Source organism: Parasphingorhabdus sp., assembly GCF_039977335.1.
In the GTDB taxonomy this organism is placed as follows: domain Bacteria; phylum Pseudomonadota; class Alphaproteobacteria; order Sphingomonadales; family Sphingomonadaceae; genus Parasphingorhabdus.
Map to the genome: position 1 here is coordinate 433,602 of NZ_JBDWDI010000004.1, position 20,804 is coordinate 454,405.

The 20,804-nt window shown below is 53.9% G+C and carries 20 protein-coding genes; 15 read left to right on the plus strand and 5 right to left on the minus strand.

Going from position 1 to position 20,804, the window contains the following annotated elements:
• Positions 1 to 7: 7 nt before the first annotated feature.
• Positions 8 to 1,108 (minus strand): ATP-dependent 6-phosphofructokinase, encoded by a 1,101-nt coding sequence (locus ABJM21_RS09260; RefSeq protein ID WP_348301432.1) that lies wholly within the window; start codon positions 1,106 to 1,108, stop codon positions 8 to 10.
• Positions 1,109 to 1,229: 121 nt separating this feature from the next.
• On the opposite strand from ABJM21_RS09260, the gene purB reads away from it, so the two are divergent.
• The 8 genes from purB (at position 1,230) to ABJM21_RS09300 (ending at position 8,776) form a co-directional block, all read left to right on the plus strand.
• Positions 1,230 to 2,531: an adenylosuccinate lyase gene (gene purB, locus ABJM21_RS09265; protein ID WP_348301431.1), complete on the plus strand. Its 1,302-nt coding sequence runs from the start codon at positions 1,230 to 1,232 to the stop codon at positions 2,529 to 2,531.
• Between the two features lie 90 nt (positions 2,532 to 2,621).
• Entirely contained in the window at positions 2,622 to 3,020 is a 399-nt protein-coding gene (locus tag ABJM21_RS09270; RefSeq protein ID WP_348301430.1) for a hypothetical protein, read from the plus strand.
• A complete protein-coding gene (gene pyrF / locus ABJM21_RS09275; protein ID WP_348301429.1) occupies positions 3,017 to 3,691 on the plus strand; it encodes an orotidine-5'-phosphate decarboxylase in 675 nt (224 codons plus the stop codon). Before ABJM21_RS09270 ends, pyrF begins: the two co-directional genes overlap by 4 nt.
• An 8-nt stretch (positions 3,692 to 3,699) precedes the next feature.
• Positions 3,700 to 4,344 (plus strand): phosphoribosylanthranilate isomerase, encoded by a 645-nt coding sequence (locus tag ABJM21_RS09280; RefSeq protein ID WP_348301428.1) that lies wholly within the window; start codon positions 3,700 to 3,702, stop codon positions 4,342 to 4,344.
• Positions 4,328 to 5,569 (plus strand): tryptophan synthase subunit beta, encoded by a 1,242-nt coding sequence (trpB, locus tag ABJM21_RS09285; RefSeq protein ID WP_348301427.1) that lies wholly within the window; start codon positions 4,328 to 4,330, stop codon positions 5,567 to 5,569. The genes ABJM21_RS09280 and trpB overlap by 17 nt, the downstream gene beginning before the upstream one ends.
• A gap of 208 nt (positions 5,570 to 5,777) precedes the next feature.
• Positions 5,778 to 6,566 (plus strand): tryptophan synthase subunit alpha, encoded by a 789-nt coding sequence (trpA, locus tag ABJM21_RS09290; RefSeq protein WP_348301426.1) that lies wholly within the window; start codon positions 5,778 to 5,780, stop codon positions 6,564 to 6,566.
• Positions 6,567 to 6,585: 19 nt separating this feature from the next.
• Positions 6,586 to 7,440: an acetyl-CoA carboxylase, carboxyltransferase subunit beta gene (accD, locus tag ABJM21_RS09295; RefSeq protein WP_348301425.1), complete on the plus strand. Its 855-nt coding sequence runs from the start codon at positions 6,586 to 6,588 to the stop codon at positions 7,438 to 7,440.
• A gap of 16 nt (positions 7,441 to 7,456) precedes the next feature.
• A complete protein-coding gene (locus ABJM21_RS09300) occupies positions 7,457 to 8,776 on the plus strand; it encodes a folylpolyglutamate synthase/dihydrofolate synthase family protein (protein ID WP_348301424.1) in 1,320 nt (439 codons plus the stop codon).
• On the opposite strand, the gene ABJM21_RS09305 is transcribed toward ABJM21_RS09300, so the two are convergent.
• Both ABJM21_RS09305 and ABJM21_RS09310 read right to left on the minus strand, forming a co-directional pair.
• Positions 8,754 to 10,364, minus strand: coding sequence for an MFS transporter (locus ABJM21_RS09305; RefSeq protein WP_348372102.1), 1,611 nt, complete (start codon positions 10,362 to 10,364; stop codon positions 8,754 to 8,756). The genes ABJM21_RS09300 and ABJM21_RS09305 overlap by 23 nt on opposite strands.
• Positions 10,365 to 10,520: 156 nt before the next feature.
• Complete coding sequence (locus ABJM21_RS09310; protein WP_348301422.1) at positions 10,521 to 11,306, minus strand: DUF1223 domain-containing protein; 786 nt, start codon at positions 11,304 to 11,306, stop codon at positions 10,521 to 10,523.
• Positions 11,307 to 11,405: 99 nt separating this feature from the next.
• On the opposite strand from ABJM21_RS09310, the gene ABJM21_RS09315 reads away from it, so the two are divergent.
• Together ABJM21_RS09315 and rsmD are read left to right on the plus strand one after the other, a co-directional pair.
• Positions 11,406 to 12,221, plus strand: a complete 816-nt coding sequence (locus ABJM21_RS09315; RefSeq protein WP_348301421.1) for a pseudouridine synthase — start codon at positions 11,406 to 11,408, stop codon at positions 12,219 to 12,221.
• On the plus strand, positions 12,221 to 12,760 hold the full coding sequence (gene rsmD / locus ABJM21_RS09320; protein WP_348301420.1) for a 16S rRNA (guanine(966)-N(2))-methyltransferase RsmD: 540 nt from the start codon (positions 12,221 to 12,223) through the stop codon (positions 12,758 to 12,760). The genes ABJM21_RS09315 and rsmD overlap by 1 nt, the downstream gene beginning before the upstream one ends.
• Before the next feature lie 5 nt (positions 12,761 to 12,765).
• On the opposite strand, the gene ABJM21_RS09325 is transcribed toward rsmD, so the two are convergent.
• Positions 12,766 to 12,891, minus strand: coding sequence for a hypothetical protein (locus tag ABJM21_RS09325; protein ID WP_348301419.1), 126 nt, complete (start codon positions 12,889 to 12,891; stop codon positions 12,766 to 12,768).
• Between the two features lie 119 nt (positions 12,892 to 13,010).
• Here ABJM21_RS09325 and ABJM21_RS09330 point away from each other — a divergent pair, with 119 nt between their 5' ends.
• The 3 genes from ABJM21_RS09330 to ABJM21_RS09340 all read left to right on the plus strand — a co-directional run bounded on the left by ABJM21_RS09330 (position 13,011) and on the right by ABJM21_RS09340 (position 17,954).
• Positions 13,011 to 15,314, plus strand: a complete 2,304-nt coding sequence (locus ABJM21_RS09330; RefSeq protein ID WP_348301687.1) for a UvrD-helicase domain-containing protein — start codon at positions 13,011 to 13,013, stop codon at positions 15,312 to 15,314.
• 43 nt (positions 15,315 to 15,357) lie between these two features.
• Positions 15,358 to 16,200, plus strand: a complete 843-nt coding sequence (locus ABJM21_RS09335; RefSeq protein ID WP_348301418.1) for an FkbM family methyltransferase — start codon at positions 15,358 to 15,360, stop codon at positions 16,198 to 16,200.
• A gap of 116 nt (positions 16,201 to 16,316) precedes the next feature.
• A complete protein-coding gene (locus tag ABJM21_RS09340; protein WP_348301417.1) occupies positions 16,317 to 17,954 on the plus strand; it encodes a GMC family oxidoreductase in 1,638 nt (545 codons plus the stop codon).
• Here the strand turns inward: ABJM21_RS09340 and ABJM21_RS09345 are convergent, their stop codons facing one another.
• Positions 17,955 to 18,650: a L,D-transpeptidase family protein gene (locus ABJM21_RS09345; protein ID WP_348301416.1), complete on the minus strand. Its 696-nt coding sequence runs from the start codon at positions 18,648 to 18,650 to the stop codon at positions 17,955 to 17,957.
• Between the two features lie 193 nt (positions 18,651 to 18,843).
• Here ABJM21_RS09345 and ABJM21_RS09350 point away from each other — a divergent pair, with 193 nt between their 5' ends.
• Together ABJM21_RS09350 and ABJM21_RS09355 are read left to right on the plus strand one after the other, a co-directional pair.
• A complete protein-coding gene (locus tag ABJM21_RS09350) occupies positions 18,844 to 19,284 on the plus strand; it encodes a hypothetical protein (RefSeq protein ID WP_348301415.1) in 441 nt (146 codons plus the stop codon).
• A gap of 204 nt (positions 19,285 to 19,488) precedes the next feature.
• Positions 19,489 to 20,787, plus strand: coding sequence for an MFS transporter (locus ABJM21_RS09355; RefSeq protein ID WP_348372831.1), 1,299 nt, complete (start codon positions 19,489 to 19,491; stop codon positions 20,785 to 20,787).
• The last annotated feature ends 17 nt before the right edge of the window (positions 20,788 to 20,804 follow it).

Genomic DNA, 20,804 nt, shown 5'->3' on the forward strand with positions numbered 1-20,804 from the left:
CACGCAATCAATATAGAAACATCGGCATACCTTCTATTTGCACGAGATTGGCACGATATTCGCGCGCATCATATAAACCTGATACATTGACACCTTTGGTGCCGCCAAGCAGCGTACCGATAGGTACCACGCCATAATTGCCGTCAGTCAAGCAAACCATGTTGGACGTGCGCCCTTCCTCGATTAGCTGCACTGCCAATGCTCCAAATGCGAAGCCAACCATCCGGTCCATCGCATCCGGTTCTCCCGCGCGCATCAAATAAGCTAGTTCCTGAACGATCGTGCGCTCCGGAGAACGCGCCTCGATTTCTCTCGCCAATTGTGTGCCGATGTTAACGCCGATACGATTGGTATTGGATTTGCTCATTTCACCATCATCGGCATTGCTGCCAGCCAGTTTTGCGCCCTCCGACACCAAGCATATCGCATAGCTTTCCGGATTATTGGCTTTGTCTGCCAGCAACAGCGGCAGCAAAACATCAATATCGGCTGGCACCTCGGCAATAACAGTGCGATCGGATTGCGACAGAAAGCCGGACAATAAAGCCGTTTCACCGGACCGGCGCCCGAACAATTCAATAACCGCTATCCGTTCATGACTCGCCACCGTCGTGCGCAGTGCATTTATCGCTTCCACCGATCGTGTAACCGCTGTGGAAAAGCCGATACAATAATCGGTACCAAAAACATCATTGTCCATCGTCTTCGGTATCGAGATAACGTTGCGGCCAAGACTAGCCAGATGTGCCGAAAAACGCAGCGTACCATCACCGCCCATTGTAATGAGAGCGTCGACTTTCAGCGCGTCCAATATATCGAGTACCTTTTGCGTCTGATCACCTTCAAGGGTTGCTCGAGGATCACAGCGCGAGCTGTGCAATATTGTTCCGCCTTGCCGATCAATGCCGCGCACAGCGTCCTTATCCAGCACCATGGCACAATTTTCCAGCGACCAAGGATCTGTCGGATCTGTCTCCAGTACCCCTTCCCATCCCCGGCGCAGACCAATAATATCCCAGCCGCGCTGCCAGGCCGACATCGCAATCGAACGGATACACGGGTTAAGCCCCGGAACATCGCCGCCACCGGTTAATACTGCCAGACGCATATTCTTCTCCCCAATGATCCACCCGTTGCCGACTCATAATGTAGCTGCTAGCGGGGCGGCAAATCTCAGATCATCTAAAGGTTGGATTAAACCAGCTTTTTCAGTTTCAAGGAAAGAAAAAATGATACCGCGCTATTCCCGACCCGAAATGGTTGCCATTTGGGAACCTGAATCCAAGTTCCAAATCTGGTTTGAAATAGAAGCACATGCGACGGATGCCTTGGCTGAGCTCGGCGTGGTACCGAAGGAAGCTGCAGCCGCAATCTGGACCAAAGGAAAATTCGATGTTGCGCGGATTGATGAGATTGAGCGCGAAGTAAAACATGATGTTATCGCCTTTCTGACCAATGTCGCGGAAAATGTTGGTGACGAAGCGCGCTTCATGCATCAAGGCATGACATCCAGCGATGTTCTCGACACTTGTGTTGCCGTGCAGCTGACGCGCGCCACCGACATATTGCTCGCAGACATGGATAAGCTTCTAGCCGCAATAAAGACCCGTGCTTATGAGCATAAAATGACGCCAACCATTGGCCGCAGCCATGGTATTCACGGCGAACCGGTCACCTTCGGTATGAAACTGGCGCAGGCTTATGCCGAGTTTGAACGGAATCGCGAACGTTTGGTATTGGCGCGCAAAGAGATTGCAACCTGCGCGATCTCCGGAGCTGTGGGCACATTCGCCAATATCGATCCCAAGGTCGAAGCGCATGTCGCAGAAAAAATGGGCCTCGAAATTGAGCCCGTCTCGACACAGGTCATTCCTCGTGACCGCCATGCGCAATATTTTGCTACATTGGCTGTCATTGCTTCGTCCGTCGAACGGCTGGCGGTTGAGATTCGCCACTTGCAACGCACTGAAGTGCTTGAGGCCGAGGAATATTTCTCACCTGGTCAAAAGGGCTCCAGCGCGATGCCGCACAAGCGCAATCCGATCCTGACCGAAAACCTGACCGGTCTTGCTCGCATGGTGCGCAGCTACGCGCTGCCCGCGATGGAAAATGTCGCTTTGTGGCATGAGCGGGATATCTCACACAGCTCGGTCGAGCGCATGATCGGTCCAGACGCGACTATCACATTGGACTTTGCCCTCGCCCGCCTGACCGGTGTTGTTGAAAAACTGCTCATCTACCCGGAGCGCATGCAGAAAAACCTCGATCGGATGGGCGGCCTCGTTCACTCGCAGCGGGTTCTGCTAGCCCTTACTCAAGCAGGTATCAGCCGCGAGGACAGCTACCGGATCGTACAACGCAATGCCATGAAAGTCTGGGAATCAGATGGTCAAATCGCGTTACTCGATCTGCTCAAAGCTGATCCTGATGTCACCGGAAAGCTGACTAATGAAGAGCTGGAAGAACGGTTTAACCTCGATTATCATTTCAAGCATATCGACACGATTTTTGATCGCGTATTTGGCGAATAAGCCGCTGGCTTAACCCTAAATAGTAACAACTCTGGTCACTGATCGAATTTACGCGTATTATGTAAAAAAATGCTCGAATGAGGGTTCTATATGCAGTTTATAAAAACGCTTTTCTGGGTGATATTGGCGGTCATATTGGTTGTATTTGCAGCCAATAACTGGTCACCAACATCCGTTCTAATTTGGGAAGATATCCGCATCGATACCAAATTACCGGTTCTGGTAATTGGCGCATTTCTGCTAGGATTCGTGCCTCTATGGTTGATCCATCGAACATCCAAATGGCGCCTCAACCGCCGGATCAAAACCTTGGAAGCAGCTGCTCGGCCAACACCTGCGCCAGCCAAAGCCAACGCATCACCGGCACCGCCTCCGGCATCGCCGCAGGCAAAACCTGCTGCCGCTCCGCTCGATCTTGGCAAAGAAAAAATCGCCGAACCGGCCCCGGCCGTCTCATCCATCACTGATGACAAGGCAGCGGGCGCATGAGCAACCCGATATTTGTCGCGCTGGATACACCGATACTCGACAATGCCATTGAACTGGCCAAATCCGTCAAAGGTCATGTCGGCGGCCTGAAACTGGGCTTGGAATTTTTCTGTGCTAATGGGCATCACGGCGTCCATGAGATCCAGAAAATCGGTCTGCCCATTTTTCTAGACCTGAAATTGCACGATATTCCCAATACCGTGGCCAAGGCTATGCAGGCGATCAATGTCCTTGAGCCAGCCATTGTCACCGTCCACGCTTCTGGTGGACGGGCGATGATGGAAGATGCCAAGGCAGCGGCTGGCAGCCATACCAAGGTTGTTGGCGTGACCCTGCTGACCTCTTTGGACGAGCGTGACATGGGATCTATTGGTTATAGCGGTAGTCCTCATGATCAGGTTGAGAGGCTCGCCAATCTAGCTGCCGAGGCTGGCTTGGACGGCATTGTCTGTTCCGGCAATGAAGTGGCCACCGCCCATAAAGTCTGGAAAGATGGCTATTTCGTCGTTCCCGGATTGCGCCCCGCCAATGGCAAGGCTGGTGATCAGAAACGCACGGTAACGCCAAGAGCTGCTCGTGATGATGGGGCCAGTATATTAGTCATCGGTCGTCCGATTACCGCAGCGGAAAATCCCAATACGGCGGCGCGGTCGATTGAGGCAACGCTTTAGTCGAATCGATGAAAACACAGATTAAAATATGTGGCTTGTCCAACGAGGCCAGCGTCGCAGCGGCTGCTCAGGCTGGGGCAGACTATTTCGGCCTCGTTCATTTCGAGAAAAGCCCGCGTCATGTGTCATTGGAACGCGCAGCCGAACTGCGTGAATCTGCGCCGGATTCGCTGAAGACAGTATTGTTGCTGGTCAATGCAGACCCGAAACTGACCGGGCATGCGATTAACTTTGTTCGCCCCGATGTGATCCAGTTTCATGGCAGTGAAACACCCGAATGGATCAAACTGGTGCGCGATCAAAGCAATGTCGAGGTTTGGAAAGCACTGGGCCTGCGCGACAAGGCAACGCTCGCTAAGAGCGCTCGGTTCGATGATGCCGCTAATCGTCTGTTGTTCGATGCTCCGGCAAAGGCCCTACCAGGCGGCACGGGAACGAGCTTTGACTGGTCTGTCCTGAAGGGGCATGATCACAAATTGCCATGGGGTCTTGCCGGCGGTTTGGATGCCGATAATGTCGTGAGTGCGATGGAAGCGACGAGTCCTCCACTCGTCGATGTTTCCTCTGGCGTTGAATCCGCGCCAGGCGTCAAAGATGTGGACAGAATCGCTGCCTTTTGCCAAGCGGTTCGCACCTATGACGAAACACGATAAACTCTCGAACAGCTTCCGCAATCAACCCGATGAACGCGGCCATTTTGGCCAATTTGGCGGGCGTTATGTGGCCGAGACGCTGATGCCGCTGATCCTTGATCTGGAAAAGCACTATCGCGCCGCTCAGGCTGATCCTGCTTTTGCGGAAGAATTTGATGACCTGCTGGAACATTATGTGGGTCGTCCCAGCCCGCTCTATTTTGGCGAGCGCCTGACCGATCATATCCGCAAAGAGGCACCGGAAGGCAAAGGCGCGCAAATCTGGTTCAAGCGCGATGAGCTCAATCATACCGGCGCGCACAAGATCAACAATTGCATTGGCCAGATTTTGCTCGCCAAACGCATGGGTAAGACGCGGATCATCGCGGAAACTGGCGCGGGCCAGCACGGAGTTGCCACCGCCACCGTATGCGCTCGCTTTGGTCTACCCTGCGTCATCTATATGGGCGCAACCGATATTGAGCGGCAGAAGCCGAATATTTTCCGGATGCGTTTGTTAGGCGCAGAAGTCGTGCCAGTAACCAGTGGTTCCGCAACGTTGAAAGACGCAATGAATGACGCTTTGCGCGACTGGGTCGCCAATGTGCACGACACGTTCTACATTATCGGCACTGCCGCTGGCCCCCATCCCTATCCCGAACTGGTGCGCGATTTCCAAAGTGTTATCGGCCGCGAAGCGCGCGAGCAGATGCTGGCGCGTACCGGCCGTCTGCCCGATATGCTGGTTGCAGCCATTGGCGGCGGGTCCAATGCCATTGGCCTGTTCCATCCATTTCTCGATGATCCCGACGTCGAAATGTTGGGCATTGAAGCGGCTGGTCATGGTTTGGAAAAAGAACATGCCGCATCGCTGGCGGGCGGGAAACCGGGGATATTGCATGGTAACAAAACATATTTGCTGCAGGACGAAGACGGGCAGATTGACGAAGCCCATTCGATCAGCGCTGGCCTCGACTATCCCGGCATTGGTCCTGAACATAGCTGGCTGAAAGAATCCGGCCGGGTGCGCTATGACAGCGTGACCGACACCGAAGCGTTAGAGGCGTTCCAATTGCTGTGCGGCACGGAGGGGATCATTCCGGCACTGGAGCCGAGCCATGCGATTGCAGCCGTGGCGCGGGAAGCGGTGAAGATGGACAAAGATCAGATCATCCTCGCTAATCTCTGCGGTCGGGGGGACAAGGATATTTTTACGGTCGCCGAGGCTTTGGGGACTGAGATTTGATCGCAAGCTTTGTCTATCGCCTGATGCGTTACATCGCGATCCTAGGTTGCCTCGTGTACATCGTGTCACCTGGAATCAGTTTCTTTCGTGGCAACGGATTTGTAATCAACGAGACCGATTGGATTCTCGTAATTCCTGTCGGAATAATCATGCTAGTTCATGAGATACGTCGATATCGCAAATCATTGCCATGAACGGAGATCGATTCTTGACCCGCCTTTCCTCGGCCTTCCCAACCGACCACGCAGCCCTCGTCGCCTTCGTCACCGGAGGTGATCCCACCGCTGCGGACTCTGGCGCAATACTTGACGCGCTCGTCGAAGGCGGCGCGGATATCATCGAACTCGGCATGCCCTTCACCGACCCAATGGCTGACGGCCCCGCCATTCAAGCCGCGAATATCCGCAGCCTGAGCGCTGGAACAAAAACCGCCGACATATTGAACATCGCGACTGCTTTTCGGGAGCGCCATCCCTCTGTTCCGCTCGTCCTGATGGGCTATGCCAATCCGATGACAATACGTGGAGCTGATTGGTTTGCCAACGCTTGCGTTAAAGCAGGCGTTGATGGCGTGATCTGCGTCGATATTCCAGTCGAGGAAGATGATAGCCTGGGCGACGCGCTGCGCGCCAAGGATGTCGCGGTGATCCGTCTCGCTACACCAACAACCGATGCCGAACGCTTGCCGGAAATCCTGAACAATGCCTCGGGCTTTCTCTATTATGTTTCTGTGGCCGGCATAACCGGACTGCAACAGGCTGCACAAGCCAGCATCGAAGAAGCGGTCTCTCGCCTAAAAGCCGGAACGGATCTGCCCGTCGCCGTTGGCTTTGGTGTCCGCACACCGGAACAGGCCGCGGATATCGCCCGCGTTGCCGATGGCGTTGTCGTTGGCTCAGCCATTGTCGAGATCATCGCTGAACATGGCGCCGACGCTGCGCCGCATGTCAAAGACTATGTAAAATCACTTTCTGATGCTATCAGAAGCGCACGATAAAAATCTGGGGAATTGACGCATGTCTTGGCTTAGCAACGTCCGTAACAAGATCGCTTCGATCACCAAAAAGGAAACACCGGATAACCTCTGGCACAAATGCAAAAAATGCGAAGCGATGGTGTTCCTCAAGGAATATGAGGACAATATGCATATCTGCCCGAAATGCGAGCATCATGGCCGCATCGGGCCGATGATCCGCTTTGACCAGATTATGGACGAGAATAGTTGGAAGATTATTCCGTTTACGGCGGTCAAGGAAGATCCGCTGAAATTCAGGGACCAGAAGAAATATACTGATCGCTTGAAAGCCGCGCGCACCAAAACCGAAGAACAGGACGCGCTCATCACCGTAACCGGGACCATAGAAAATGTTCCCTGTGTCGTCGGTGTCCAGGATTTTGCGTTCATGGGTGGCTCCATGGGACTAGCTGTCGGGCAAGCCTTTGTCGATGGCGCCAACCGTGCCCTAGAAGACCAATGCCCCTATATCATCTTCACTGCTGCCGGTGGCGCACGGATGCAGGAAGGCATTTTGTCGCTGATGCAGATGCCTAAAACCACGGTCGCCATCTCCATGCTACGCGAGGCGGGACTGCCGTTTATCGTCGTATTGACCGATCCGACGACCGGTGGGGTAACCGCTAGCTATGCGATGCTCGGCGATGTCCAGATATCAGAACCCGGCGCCTTGATCGGTTTTGCTGGCCAGCGCGTGATTGAGAATACCATCCGCGAAAAACTGCCCGAGGGTTTTCAGACAGCAGAATATCTGCTCGAGCATGGCATGGTCGACATGGTTGTGCATCGCAAAGAATTACGCGCTCAGTTGGCTCAAGTCATGAGCTATCTCATGGCCTGGAAAACTGCGGCTTAAACCAGCCGTACCGATTATGGCAGACGGCGCACGCTCCGACCATCCGGCGGTTCAGAAACAACTCGACCGGCTCTCACTGCTCTCCCCCGGGCGCGATGTGCTGGGGCTGGAGCGGATTAACGCAGTTGTGGAGCGCGTGGGCAACCCGCATCTGAAACTGCCGCCCGTTTTTCATGTCGCCGGAACCAACGGCAAAGGTTCAACCTGCGCCTTTTTGCGCGCGGCGATCGAAGCAGAGGGCCTGAAAGCCCATGTCTATTCCAGTCCCCATTTAGTGCGGTTTAACGAGCGGATCAGGCTTGCCGGGACACTGATCGAGGACAAATATCTTGCGGCGTTGTTGGCGCGTGTCCTCGACGCCAGTGAAGATATAAACCCAAGTTTCTTTGAAGCCACGACCGCTGCGGCGATGCTCGCTTTTGCCGAAACACCAGCCGATGCCTGCATATTGGAAGTTGGCTTAGGCGGCCGGTTAGATGCGACGAATATCGTGCCTGCGCCTGCCGCGACCGGTATAGCAGCGCTCGGTATTGATCATGAAGCTTTTTTGCTATCCCCGGAAGATGGCGCGCCGGATGATCCAATGGTCCGCATCGCTTGGGAAAAGGCAGGTATCGCCAAGGCTGGCGTGCCACTGGTGACTCAGCAATATGATGACGCAATGATGGACATCATAGATAAGCATGCAAAGACCAAAGGTGCGCAATGGATAGCACGCGGTGACGCTTGGAATTCCGCCATTTATAAGAAACAGCTCCATTACCGTGACGAAATGGGGCAGCTGAGCCTCCCCTTGCCAGCGCTGGCTGGCGCGCATCAGGCAGATAATGCCGCGCTTGCGATCGCCATGATGCGGCATCAGGACGCCGTGCAGGTTTCCGACGGTGCATTCCGAGCGGCAATGGGGTGGGCCCAATGGCCCGCGCGCCTGCAAAAGCTAGACCCCGGACCGTTGACGGCGCTTTTGCCCGAGGCAGAAATCTGGCTCGACGGCGGTCATAATTCCAATGCGGGCGAAGCGCTGGCCGGCTATTTCCAGAACTCAGGGCGCGGCGAGATTCATCTGGTCATCGGTATGCTCGCGAACAAGGACCCTGAATCCCTGCTCCACTGGATGGATGGCGATCTTGCCAGCATAACGGTCGTCCCGGTGGAAGCACATGAGCATCATGATGTTGACGCTTTTACACGACCCGGGTTGGATGTTCGGAAAGCGGGTAGTGTCGAGGCGGCACTTCGAAAACTGAGTCAGGATCAACCGGAAACCGTTTTAATCGCCGGATCGCTCTATCTTGCAGGAGACGTGTTGCGCGCTAATCGGCAACCGCCGGATTAGGTGGTTTGTTGCGTAGCGCATTACGATTGGTTCGAACCCACTCAAACAAACAGAGAATAATCGCGCCAACACCAAGCGCAGCGGTAAACAAGAATATTTGATAATAGCCATTTCGCTCAATCATCTCGCCAAGGGCTCCACGTCCCAAAGTCCCAATCAAGAACGTCAACGACGAAAGGAGCGCATATTGCACAGCGCTATATTGCTTGCTCGTGATCGAAGACAAATAAGCAACAAAAGCAGCGCCAGCCAAGCCACCCGCTAAATTTTCGCCAGTTATTGCAAGCATGAGCTTAGCCATTCGTTCATCAGCTCCAAACAGACCTACCAACCATGTAAACCCTGTAACCTTTGCAAAAGTTGCAATTGCAGCGCCTCCGGCGGCCAGATTGGCGTATAGTAAGTTGCTGGCGGCAGCTGTCACTGCACCGATAGTCAACGTCGCCATGCGACCAAAATATGCGAAGGATATGCCACCCAGTGCGATACCCAACATAGTCATTCCTACACCAAAAAACTTCGAGGCAACTGCGACTTCACTCTTCGTGTATTGCAATTCCCCAAGATAAAATGGGTAAGCAAAACTACCCCAGATATTATCGGTGATCCGGTAAGACAGGATCAATGCCAGCACTAATATCGCAGCCCAACCAAGTCGCCCCATGATGTCAGCAAGAGGAAGTACTAACGCTCGATAACCATGATCCAAGACAGCGTCGAAAGTCGTTTCGCGCTTCGTATCGGTTTGAAGAACATATTTTCCGTTGCGGCGCCAATATTCGAGAACGGCCGCGATAATGGCAGGAATTATGACTGTGGCAATAACAATCAATGGTCCGTTAAATTGAATAAATGCAACTGAATCTGGACGCAGTTCAGGGTCTGATCCCAGTGACTGCACCATAAATACTCCGACCCTGATAAGGGCCCATGTCCAAAGCACTCCAACTATGACCAAGCCATATGCACGGATTTTGGGATCAAGTTGCCCTGCCATACGCAAGACATTGTCTCCATCAGAGCTGTCCATCGCCTGTGTATCGGGTGCAAAAAACGAAGCAACAGAAATGACGATCATGATCACACCCATCAGTGCGTAGACAAGAGGCCAGCTATATGCATCCGCTAAAAACAACGCCAAAGCACCGCCAGCTAGTGCAGCTATTCGATATCCTAGTTGATACACAGTAGACAGCATGTCGAGCGTCGCCACTTCGTCAGCCACATCTACACGCCAAGCATCAATTACGACATCTTGCGTAGCAGAAGCAAAAGCTCCAAGACCCGCCAGCAAAGAAAACCAGCCAATTGAAGTTTGCGGGTTAAGAATGGACATTGTTAGCAGAATAACCCCAAGCAACAGTTGCGCTGGGATCAGCCAACTCTTGCGACGGCCCAGTCGATGAAGACCTGGAATTTTCACACGATCAACAATCGGCGACCAAAGGAATTTGAATGCATAAGCAAGGCCGATGAGAGAAAATACACCCATGGTCTCAAGATCAACTTTTGCATCGGAAAGCCAAGCGTAGAGTGTTCCAAGCAACAATGAATAAGGCAGACCAGCAGAAAAACCGAAAATGAACATCATTCCGGTCTTTCTTTGACCCAGCGATGCAATCAATTTTTTGAAACCCGGCTTTTCTTCTGATTGGGCTGCTTCACTCACGCCATACTCTCCCTCGAACTGAGGGAAACACTAGCGGCAAATGCCTCGAATGCCAGTCAGATTTTTCAGAAGCCCCTAAATATCGAGCAGCTTGGCGCCAATAATCGTGCCTGCGCCGGGGCGCTGGACGATAATCGCATATTTGTCGGCTCCGGCGACATTCAAGTCGTCATCGGAAAGCCTGACGCGCATGGACGTACCATCCCAACTGCCGAGATTGCGTTCGCTCTTCACCACATTGGTGTAATGCAGCTTACGTCCGCCATTTTCGCCGCGACCGACCTGTACCGTTTCCGATGAGCTCAGCGCTAGCAGCGAAACACCGGCCATATAGCGGGATTGCCCTGTCACGGTGACGGTAACATCACCGCTTTTATCGCGATTGGCTTCAATGACAGGACCAGCATCGTTTTTAGCTAGCCGGACCAGCGATCTTATATCACCTTCGCGCGAGCCCACAGCTCCGCCGCCACCATTGATGATTACTTGCGGCGTATAAACGCCGGAACCGGTCTTACCTTTTCCGGCATAGGTGCGCTGCAACTGGGTATTTTCTTCCCGTGCCAGCGTGTCTTTCCAACCGAGACGGTCCCAATAAGTAACAGGTCGCGAAATCACCAGCAGGGAGACATCTTTTGCTAGCCGGGACGCTAGCATGTCTGCAGGGGGGCAGGATGAACATCCCTGGCTGGTGAACAGTTCGACAACGACCGGTGTAGGGGAACCCGTTTCGTCGCCTAGTGTTTTCGCGGGTGTCGTTGCTTGTGCAGAGGCCTCGCTCGACGACTGGGCGATTTGGGCGCCCATAAAGCCTGCAAATGCAGTGGCTGCAATCATTGCTGGCAATATTATCTTACGCATCGAGAGACCTTCCTAACAAGTAACTATCCTGTCATTCGCGGGTACCATCCTGCAGGTTACAGATTGCGACAAAGTTTTTTTTCCGCCATGCGCAAAATCATGACCGATAAAGAATCAGGCAAAATCTATAAGGCCAAACCAACGCGTGGTGCAAAGCAGCAACCGGCAAAGGCCCAACCTTCAGAACCGCAAGTGCGCGAAGGGCAACGCATTGCCAAATTGCTGGCCCGCGCGGGTGTCGCCTCGCGGCGGGAAATCGAGCGGATGATCGGAGAAGAGCGGATCGCGCTCAACGGCATGACCGTGGATCATCCGTCCTTGCTGCTTAAAAACCTCACCGGGATCACTGTTGATGGCAATCCCGTCGCTGAACCCGCGCCAGCTAAATTGTTTCGTTTTCATAAGCCCAATGGCTATATCACCGCCGAACGCGATGCTTCGGGAAAGAAAACCATCTATGATGTGCTTCCTGACGATCTGGAGCGGGTCATGCCAATTGGCCGGCTCGATCTGAATACGGAGGGCTTGCTGCTGATGACCACAGACGGCGAGTTTAAGCGCGAGATGGAATTGCCCAAAACCGGCGTCGAACGCACCTACCGGGCACGCACTTTCGGTGACATCACACAAAACCAGCTCGAAGAACTATATCGCGGCATCACTATCGAAGGCATGCACTACGGCCCGATTGAAGCTAATCTAGAGCGGCGCACCGGGCGTAACCAGTGGATTGAAATGACCCTTACCGAAGGCAAAAACCGCGAAATCCGCCGCGTACTCGAACATCTTGGTCTGAAAGTTTCCCGCCTGATCCGCACCCGCTATGGGCCATTTGTGCTCGGCGATCTCGCCAAGGGTGAGATTGACGCTGTCCGCCGCCATGATCTGGTAAAGTTTCGGAAGACTCTCAAATAATGCGGATAATATCAGGCGACTGGCGCGGGCGTAAAATTGTAGCACCTAAAGGAGACACCACCCGTCCGACCGCTGATCGCACGCGGGAGCGGCTATTTTCCATGCTGACGAGCCGGTTGGGCGATTTCACTGATCTACAGGTTCTGGACCTGTTTTCTGGTTCCGGTGCGCTTGGCCTCGAAGCCTTGTCACGGGGCGCAGCCCATTGCACCTTTGTCGAGCAAGACCGTGAAGCCCTTAAAGCACTGGAAAAAAACATCGATGTGCTGGGAGCAAAGGCGGACGTCCGCATCGGTTCGGTGCTGGCCCTTGGACCGGCGCGCAAGGCTTATGACTTGATCTTAATGGATCCGCCCTATGACACAGGCGCCGGAGCGGTCGCCCTGGACAAGCTCGGCCGCCAAGGCTGGTTCGCGCCTTCCAGTTGGATTGCGATAGAAACGTCCCGAAAAGAGGACATAGCCATTAAAGGTTTTGAGCTGGAAAGTCAGCGGGATAGCGGCAAAGCAAGGCTGCATATCCTGCGCCCCGCCGGATAGCATTTTTAGCTATTGGCAGTCTCATAGGCCGTAGCTGTTTCACTTTGATCATTTTGCGTCTGCGCATAAAAACTTGTGGTCGCCATTAGGGCGGTCGCGAGTATCGCGCTAAACATCAGTCTTTTACTCATTGTCGGTTCCAATCCGGGGAAGAATTTCAATCTGAAACGCATATGGTGCGACGCAACATAAGTTACAACCTGCCCATAGGGTCATGTCAAAAGTGATATTGGTCTTGCCGCCGCTTCCGATGTTCCCTAACTGTTCACCTGTGACCAATGCTGTAAACACACCCGCTGAAAGCGATCCACCCTATGTGCGGGGCTTAAATGCACCGCAGCGCGATGCTGTGCTAAACACCGAAGGACCTGTGCTGGTTCTGGCTGGTGCCGGTACAGGCAAAACTGCCGCTCTCACGCGGCGACTGGCGCATCTGGTTTACTCTCGCAAGGCTTGGCCGTCCGAAATTCTCGCGGTGACTTTTACCAATAAAGCGGCACGGGAGATGAAGGAACGGATTGGCACAATTGTCGGTGACGCGGTCGAAGGCATGCCATGGCTCGGCACGTTCCACAGCATCGGTGCCAAAATGCTGCGCCGCCATGCCGAATTGGTCGGGCTGCAGAGCAATTTCACCATTCTCGATACAGATGACCAGCTGCGCCTGCTGAAACAACTCATTCAGGCCGAGGAACTGGACGAAAAACGCTGGCCCGCACGCGCCCTCGCCGGGTTGATCGACCAATGGAAAAATCGTGGGCTAAACCCTGCTGATCTCGATACCAATGAGAATGAACGTTATGCCAATGGCCGCGGTCAGGAATTTTACGCCGCCTATCAGGCCCGTCTAAAGGTACTGAATGCCTGCGATTTCGGCGATCTTTTGCTTCATATCCTTAACCTGCTCAAGACCGACCGCGAGATTTTAAAACTCTATCAGGAGCGCTTCAAATATATCCTCGTCGACGAGTATCAGGATACGAATAGCAGCCAATATCTCTGGCTGCGGTTGCTTGCCCAAGAGCGCAAAAATATCTGCTGCGTGGGTGATGACGATCAATCTATCTACAGTTGGCGCGGAGCCGAGGTTGCCAATATCCTGCGCTTCGAGAAGGATTTCTCCGATGCCAAGGTGATTAAGCTCGAGCAAAATTATCGCTCTACACCTCACATATTGGCGGCTGCCTCTGCGCTGATCGCCAATAATAGCGGGCGGCTTGGGAAGACACTTTGGACCGAGGAGCAGGATGGCGATAAGGTGCAGGTCACCGGCGTCTGGGATGGCCCCGAAGAAGCCCGGCGTACCGGTGAAGAAATGGAAAGCCTGCAAAACAAAGGTGTGTCGCTCAACGACATGGCGATCCTCGTCCGCGCGCAGTTTCAGACGCGCGAGTTTGAGGATCGGTTTATTTCCATCGGTATGCCGTATAAAATAATCGGCGGCTTTCGCTTTTACGAACGCGCGGAAATTCGCGATGCCCTCGCCTATTTACGGGTCATAGCGCAGCCCGCTGACGATCTCGCCTTTGAACGGATCGTCAATGTGCCGAAACGCGGCCTTGGGGATAAAACTGTGGAAAAGGTCCATAGGCTAGCTCGTGCGCAGGGCATTCCGCTGGCCGCAGCGGCGCTCAGCATTTGTGATACAGACGAATTGCCTGCGCGTGCCCGAACAACGCTGCAGGAACTCATGCGCAGTTTCGCCCGATGGCGGACCAATGCCGATGAGCTGCCCCACGCCGAACTTGCGCGGATTGTCCTCGACGAATGCGGCTATACCACCATGTTGCAGGCGGACCGCACGCCGGAAGCTGCTGGCAGGCTCGAAAACCTGACCGAGCTCACCCGGGCGATGGAAGAATATGAAACGCTCGGCGATTTCCTGGAGCATGTGTCACTAGTGATGGATAATGACGCGGCGAGCGACGAAGCCAAGGTCACGATCATGACCATGCACGGGGCCAAGGGCTTGGAATATGACCATGTCTTTTGCGCTGGATGGGAGGAAGGCGTCTTCCCATCTCAACGCAGCTTGGACGAAGGCGGGATTGCCAGCCTCGAGGAAGAACGACGCCTTGCCTATGTCGCGATCACCCGGGCCAAGAAAAAATGCACGATTTTTCATGCCGCAAACCGGCGGATATATGGTCAGTGGACGAGCTCCATCCCTTCCCGCTTCATTGGCGAATTACCGCCCGAACATATCGAAGAAGAATCGAGCATGATGGGCGGCGAGAGCCTGTGGCGCGCCAACTGGTCGGAACGGGCTGATCCTTTTGCTGATAGCAAGCGTGGCTCTAGTCGCGGACCGGGTTGGAAACGGGCGCGCAACACCGGCAGCTTTGACAGCACACCTAAAAATATCAAAGAGGCGCGGCGCAGTGCCGTGTCTCTGGGCAATAAGGGCCGCGATGATGTCACCGTGGGCATGCGCGTCTTCCATACCAAATTCGGCTATGGCGAAGTCATGGAGAAGGAAGGCAATAAGCTGGAAATCGAATTCGAAAAAAGCGGCCAGAAGCGGGTGCTCGATAGCTTTATTGAAGTTGCTTGAGCGAACAGCTTGATCTTTAAGCAAAAACAAGGAAGAAAAGGCCATGCCTGCTCTTCATAATCGCGCCGCTCATTTCATTCTCAAACGCTTGGGCCTGTTCAACCGCAGCTATACCGAAGAAGCCTTTGGACGCCGGTTCGTCGTGCCAATTATCAATGGCCGGAAAACCTATATTTCCGAACCGTGGATGGCGGAAATGATCGCACGGCTGTTCAAACAGAAAAAAGGCGCCTTTATCGATGTCGGCGTCAATCTTGGCCAGACCATGTTGAAGGTGGCAGCGGCTGACGCGGATCGCGGCTATGTTGGCTTCGAACCCAACCCGGCTTGCGCTGACTATGCGCAGGCGCTGATTGCCGCCAATCACCTGCCTTATACAGTTGTGCCCGCCGGACTGGGCGTCGAAACGGATGTCCTGCAACTGCAAATTTACCGTAATGAAGATACCGACCCCTCAGCCAGCTTGGTTGAGGGGTTTCGCGAAGGTGCTATTGCAACAAAATCCGTTGTTGTTGTGGGTCTCGATGATCTTCCCAACGGGTTGATTCCGGATGAAATTGCCATCGTCAAAATTGACGTAGAGGGCGGTGAGGCTTTTGTCATTCAAGGCATAAAATCGTTACTTGAAGGGCCGCGCCCCTATGTCCTGGTGGAGATACTGCCGGCCTATAATGAAGAGAATCTATCGCGCCTTGCACAGCAGAAGATCATCGAAGATCATTTGGCCCAAGCAAATTATGTGATGTTCCGGATCAAGCGCAATGCAGATGAATCCTTATCAACCATCGAACAAATTGATGAGATCGGGATTCATGGTGATCTGGCGCTGGCCGATTACCTCATGGTGCCATCCGAAGATGTCGACCGCATAAAGGCCGCCATTTAACATTTTCGGCCAAATGCCTTTTTGCGGCTGTGCTCCGCTCGTCAAATTGATATAATCCGATCGGTAGGGTCGTAACTCGCGCAAAATGCGCGAGTCTAGTTGTTAGAGGCAAGCTAGTGATTATTGACCTGAGGGCATCCGACCCTTTTACGCTGTTCGAAACGGATATTTGCATAGTGGGAGCAGGCGCAGCAGGCATCACGCTTGCGCGGCAACTTGCCGATTCCGGAATGCGAATAATGCTGCTCGAAAGCGGCGGCATCGACTTTGAAGCTGACATACAGGCGCTGGCCGATGGCCCATCCACTGGCCATGATTATTATCCGCTGGCCGATGCGCGGCTGCGATTTTTTGGCGGCACAACTGCGATCTGGGGCGGGCGCTGCGCAGAGTTTAATCCGATAGATCTCGAACGCCGGGACTGGGTTCCGCATAGTGGCTGGCCGATTTCTCATGCGGACTTGTTGCCCTATTATGACGATGCGCGCAGGCTGCTTGGTCTACCGCCGAGAGAAACAACCGCAGCGCTTTGGCCGCGGCTAGGTCGCACGATGCCAGGCTTTGCAAAGGACAGCCTGACCACCGATTTCTGGCAATTTACACCGCAAACTGAACAGTTTACGTTGCGCAAATGCGGTGACCTGGTGGAAAGCGAAGCCGTTCGCATCCTGCTGCATGCAACGGTTACCGCCATCAATACAGAATATGGCAGCAACACCATCGAAAGCATGACGGTCGGGGATATATCGGGTTACAATGCCACCATCAAAGCCAAGCACTATATTCTCGCTGCCGGCGGTATCGACAATGCCCGGCTGTTGCTCGCATCCAATATCGGCAATGGCCATGATCAGGTCGGCCGCTATTTTATGGAACATCCCCATGCACGGGGCGGTCGCATGACTAAGGGTCGGTTCTGGCAGCTGCTCAAAATGCTCCATGGCCGTATGCGTGACGATAAGGGTCATATGCACGCCCCGCTCATCCGGCCTTCGCGGGCCATGCAAAAGCGTGAAGGCATATTGAACAGTGCATTCTCGCTAGCCGCGCGCCAAGCGCCACAGGCCAATATGGTTGCGCCAGTCAAAGCCTATAATGGCCTCAAACATGCGCTTGCTCCGACCAAGACAAACCGGTCGCTCTGGCTAAATGTCAAAAAAGCCATGAACCGGTTCAACGAAATGGCTGGACCGCTGCGCCCCCGGACACTTACCGCCATGGGTTGGGACTTGACCGCTATTATGCGCGCGGAACAGGCACCCAATCCCGACAGCCGCGTGAAGCTGGCTCGGGAGCGCGACGCGCTGGGCATGCCGCTGACCGAACTGGACTGGCGCTTTTCCGAACTTGATAAACATAGCGTCAAAGTGATGATGCAGGAGTTCTCTATTCAACTGGAGCGCATGGGTATTGGCCGGTTCGATCCCGCCCCCTGGCTGGACGAAGCCGCCACGCTTTGGACGACGGACCCTCTTATCTCAGCCCATGCAAAAGGCGGTTATCACCATATGGGCACGACCCGCATGTCGGGATCAGCGCGAACCGGAGTCGTCGATGCGGATTGCCGGGTGCATGGCGTGAACAACCTCTATGTAGCCGGTAGTTCCGTTTTTGCGACGTCGGGATGGGCCAATCCAACCTTGGGTATCATCGCGCTGAGCCTTAGACTTGCAGATCATCTGGCGCAAAAAGACACCAAATCAAAAACGACAGCCCGTGATGCTCAGAGTGTAAATGCAATCATCCCTCAATGATCATCCTGCGATAATCTGCTCACCCAGGTCCAGCATTTTACCATTTGTCACAATAACCCGGTCACCAAGTTTGACTTGCTCGAACAATAGTCTTGCAAATTCTTCCGGCACACCGATACAACCCCGCGTGCCATAGCCCCATTTTACCTCTGCCGCGTGAATGGCAATGCCGTCGTTGGTCAACCGCAACATGTAAGGCATTGGCACATCATAAATGTTGGAGATGTGATCCTTGCTCTTCTGGGTAATTGGAAAAACACCAGTGGGAGTGGGCTTCAGCGCATCGCCAAATTTGATCACCGCTGCGCCAATTTCATAACCGTCCCGGAAAACCGAGATGGATTCAGCCTTCAAATCCACCGTGATAACAATTTCACCATCCGGCACATTTTCGTCATTCCACTTATAATAGCCGTGCACAAACGGCTCATCAATTTGCAGGACGCGTTTGACGACAAATGGAGAATTGGGGGGAGAATCCACGACGGGCTGCGCTACCGGCGCCGGTTCAATAATTTCAGGTTCCGCAGAAAAGGCCACTGGCACTGGTACTTTCTCCACAGCCGCTAAGGGTGCAGCAGGGGCCGGCTCCGCCGCAATAGCGCGAATAAGGCCGAGCGTCATCAATCCCAATATGGCAAATCCGGTTACGACCAATATGCCACCGCTTACTCGCACCATAATCTGCTTCGTCATATTCCGAACCTCTCAATTCCTTAAGACGATCTTTACCAAGAAACCGGGAACGGGACGAACGATCAATTCGACCTGTACCGGTTGGAGACGCAGAGATGAGAAACATTGAGAGATAAGGTTAAACTCACTCAAAAACGAGAAAGTTCTCACTTTGTTCTTTCCTACATGTTTGCCGCTATGACATGCTGGGGCCATGACCGATATATCCCCTGCGCACCAAGCGCCTATCGCCAGTGAGGCCGATCCGCTCGCCTTCACTCCTGTTCCATTTGCCGTGAAACGCTATCGCGGCTGGACGCCTGATCGCCAGCGCCGGTTTATCTATCAGCTGTCCCGTATCGGTATCGTTTCGGCAGCCGCCAAAGCCGTTGGGATGAGCCGGGATTCCGCCTATAAACTGCGCGGACGCAAGGGCGCAGATAGCTTTGCCTCCGCTTGGGACATGGCACTCGAAATGGGGCATGACAATGCCAATGAGCACGCCATTACAAGAGCCATAGAAGGCTATATGGTGCCCTATTTCTATGGCGGCCTGATGCGGGGTGAGGTTCGGCGCTATGATAGCCGGCTGTTGTTCGCCCTGTTGAAGGCACGCAGCAAGCGCAACCGTTCATCGATGATGAGAAACGGTTAAACAGAATTTGACCCCCGTTTTACGTATCATTTGTATAATTTCTCGGCGCGGACAAAAGCGCTTCAGCGACCTGTTTGATAACGGTGAATAGACCAACGCATCATCACAATATCCTTCGGCGGACAAAGAAATTTTTGCTGTCCAGCGAAGCGAGACTTGCTTAGAACCAATTGTAATCACCGAACATCATAGAAAACACAAATCATCGAACAGAGCGCGCCTCATCCTTTTAGCATAGCCAATTACCGCTATCTGTGGTTCTCGCGCCTATCGTCGATGTTCGCTCTCTATGCGATGATGCTGATCCTCGGCTGGCAGGCTTATAATCTTGCTCGTGAGGATATGGGTGTCAGTGCATCGGCTGGCATATTGGGATTGCTTGGGCTTTTGCAGTTCGTACCGCTGTTCCTCCTGACCCCACTGGTCGGCTGGGTGGCAGATCATCTCGATCGCCGCTGGATTGCACGGATCGTCCTCGGCGCGCAGGCCGCTATCGCTGTGGTACTCGGATTACTGACGGTTAGCGGCGAGATTTCTTTGTGGGCCATCTATATTATTTCGGTCCTGCTTGGCATCTGCCGCGCCTTTCTTGGACCGGCGGTCACTTCGCTGGCCCCTAATCTGGTCCCGAAAGAGTCGCTGCCACGCGCGATCGCGCTGTCTACGATAGCCTGGCAGGTTGGTGTCATTGCCGGGCCCGGTATGGCGGGACCGTTGTACAAAATTGCGCCGTCCCTACCCTATTTCGTCTGTGCAGCCCTTTATGCGCTTTCGATGCTGTCGATTTTCATGATCGGACCGGTGACACGCAGCGCAATTGACCGAACCAAAGGACCTGTGCGCCAGGTCATGGATGGCATGTCCTATGTCTGGACCAATAAACTGGTGCTGGGCGCAATAACGCTGGACCTGTTGGTCATGTTTCTCGCCGGTGCCACGGCCATGATCCCGGTCTTTGCTAAAGATATATTGGGTGCGGGAGAAATCGGCCTGTCGCTATTGGCCGCCTCCCCTGCGGTGGGTGCGGTGATCGTCGCCGTCATATTTTCCTTTGCGCCGCTGTCCCGCAATGTCGGTAACATGATGCTGATCGCAATGGCTGTTTTCGGCGTCGGCACGATTGGGTTTGGCCTCAGCACCTCCCTTCCCCTTTCCATGGCGTTCCTCGCTTTGTGCGGAGCAGCAGATATGTTTGGCGTCTATGTGCGCAGTTCGCTGATCCAGCTCCACACGCCGGATGACCGGCGCGGCCGGGTCAATGCCGTTAGCCAAATGACGATCAGTGCATCCAATGAGCTGGGTGATGCCCTGTCTGGTGGTTTGGCCGTGTTATTTGGTCCGATTGCAGCCATTGTAGCGGGCGGAGCCGGTGCTATAATGGTGACAGGAATCTGGTCGCGCCTATTCCCCCAACTTGGTGCAGCCAAGACTTTTGATCCGCCACCAGATTTGGAAGCGGATGGAAAAATAGAAGACAAATCAAACACTAGTGCTAAAGACTGAAATCTAGGAGAACAGAG